Here is a 2,294-nt window from a genome sequence, read left to right as displayed (position 1 = left end):
GTGCTGACCACGGAATTCGTCATCGTCGGCCTGTTGCCGGCGATTGCCCGAGACCTTGAAGTCAGCATCCCGCAAGCGGGTTTGCTGGTGAGCTTGTTCGCCTTCACCGTCGCAGCCTTCGGGCCGTTCCTGACCGCGTACTGCGCCCGGTTTGAACGCCGCAAGCTGTTCATCTCGGTGCTGATCATGTTCGGCCTGGCCAACACCCTTGCGGCGTTTGCGCCCAATATCTGGGTCATGGCTTTCGCCCGATTGATTCCCGCACTCGGGTTGCCTGTGTTTTGGGCATTGGCCAGTGAAACGGCGGTGGACATTGTCGGCCCCGACTACGCGGGGCGGGCCATCGCCAAGATCGGCTTCGGCATTGTCTGTGCCACGGTGTTTGGCATTCCGGTGGGCACGCTGATTTCCGATGCGTTCGGCTGGCGCAGTGCCTTTGGCATTCTGGCGGTGATCGCCTTTGCCAAAGCCATGCTGCTGTTTATCTACTTGCCGAAAACCGACCTGCACCAGCATCAGGTGAGTTTCCGTTCGCAATTCAAAATCCTGCGCAGTCCGCTGATGGTGGGCCATGTGCTGCTGTCGATCGTGGTCTTCAGCGGCATGTTTACCGCTTACACCTATCTGGCGGATATTCTTGAACGCCTGGCCGGTTTCAACGGTACGGTGGTCGGCTGGTGTCTGATGGGTTTCGGCGCGGTAGGGCTGATCGGTAACTCGCTGGGCGGCCGCGCGGTGGATCGTCATCCGCTGATCGCTTCGGTGATGTTCTGCGYGTTCATGATTGCCGGCCTGGTGGCGCTGGTGCCGAACATTCATTCGCCCCTCGGTCTGGCGGCGGCGATGGGTATCTGGGGCATGACCCAGGCGGCGTTGTTCCTGATCAGCCATGTACGCCTGATCAAGGCAGCGCCCGAGGCGCCGGCATTCGCAGCGTCGCTGAACATTGCCGGGGCCAACCTCGGCATCGGCCTGGGCGCCATGGTCGGCGGCCGGGTGATCGATAGCGTCGGGCTGCAAGGCCTCGGTTTTGCGGCGGCCGGTTTTATCCTCGCCTCAATTCTGCTGGCGATTGCCCTGATGACCTTCGAGCCGCGTGAAGTCTGCGCCTGAGGCTTACAGTTCGGTAAACAACTGACGTCGGGCACCTTCAGTAATGGCGACAATGCCGGGGTGCTTGACCTTGCGCTCCACGGAAATGGCGTAGAACGACTCGGTCACGGCGTCGGTCTGGCCAATCACTTCTACGCCGTATTGGCGTTTCACTTCATCAGCAATCACGCTGGGGCCGATGAAGATGCCGCTGCCGGACTGCCCAAAAGCCTGCATCAACGCACTGTCGTCGAACTCGCCGACGATGCGCGGCTGGATCTGCTGCTCCGCGAACCAGCGCTGCAAGCGGTTTCGTACCACGGTTTCCGGCCCTGGAATCAATAGCGGTGCGCCGTGCAGGCTGCGGGGGAAATCCTGACCATACCGCGCGGCCAATTCAGCCGTGGCGAAGAAGCTGATCCCGCATTCCCCGAGTTTCTGGCTGTAGCCCTTGATGTCCAGGTGCGAGGGCATCGGGCTGTCGGATATCACCATGTCCAGACGCTGGATCGCCAGGTCGGCGAGCAAGCGTTCGAGTTTGTCTTCGCGACAGGTGATGCGCAGCGGCTCGTTCAATTCCATGGTCGGCGCAATCAGCCGATAGACGATGGATTTGGGCACGACGTCCGCGACACCGACCCGAAACTGAATCTGCTGCTCGTTGGGCTGCGCTCGCAGCATCAGTTCCAGTTCACCACCCAACTGAAACATCTGTTCCGCGTAGGGTAGGGCCTGGCGGCCCGCTTCGGTGAGTTCAAGTTGCCGGCCCACCCGCCGAAATAACTCGATGCCGTAGGTTTGCTCAAGCAGGGAAATCTGCCCGCTGATGGTCTGGGGTGTCAGATTGAGCTGCTCACAGGCGCGCACGATGCTGCCGGTCTTGGCCACCACCCAGAAGTAATGTAATTGCCGATAGTTGAGCATGGTGGTCTACAGTTCGTAAAAACCGAAGTATAACCGCTAAAAATACGAATTTTACTGAAGTGTTTGCATCCCTAGAATGCGTCGCTATCAACGGGCCATGGTTTTGGTGCCGTTTGTTCTAACGAGGGAAGCATCATGAAACTCAAAACCACAGCAGTGCTATTCGCGTCTTTACTGGTATTGGCCGGTTGCGACCAAGCCGAAAAAAGCGCTCAGCAACTGATGGGCAAGGCTGCCGAAAGCGCCAAGCAGGCGATTGACGACACCCACAAGGCTGC

2 protein-coding genes are annotated in these 2,294 nt (G+C 59.4%); one reads left to right on the top strand and one right to left on the bottom strand.

Translation table 11 applies throughout. The annotated features are described in order from the left end of the window. The coding region (locus tag AC1DRJ_RS24930; protein WP_477804507.1) for an MFS transporter at positions 1-1,113 on the top strand (1,113 nt) is incomplete at its 5' end. Positions 1,114-1,116: 3 nt separating this feature from the next. On the opposite strand, the gene nhaR is transcribed toward AC1DRJ_RS24930, so the two are convergent. Next, a complete protein-coding gene (gene nhaR / locus AC1DRJ_RS24925) occupies positions 1,117-2,016 on the bottom strand; it encodes a transcriptional activator NhaR (RefSeq protein WP_150778260.1) in 900 nt (299 codons plus the stop codon). Positions 2,017-2,294: the final 278 nt, after the last annotated feature.

It is taken from the genome of Pseudomonas sp. P5_B2 (assembly GCF_056400445.1).
The sequence above is the reverse complement of the archived record's forward strand: the minus strand, read 5'-3'. Positions and strand labels throughout refer to the sequence as shown.

Excerpts from the sequence above, each read along its gene's own strand:
- nhaR (WP_150778260.1), bottom strand. The coding sequence starts at position 2,016 with ATGCTCAACTATCGGCAATTACATTACTTCTGGGTGGTGGCCAAGACC.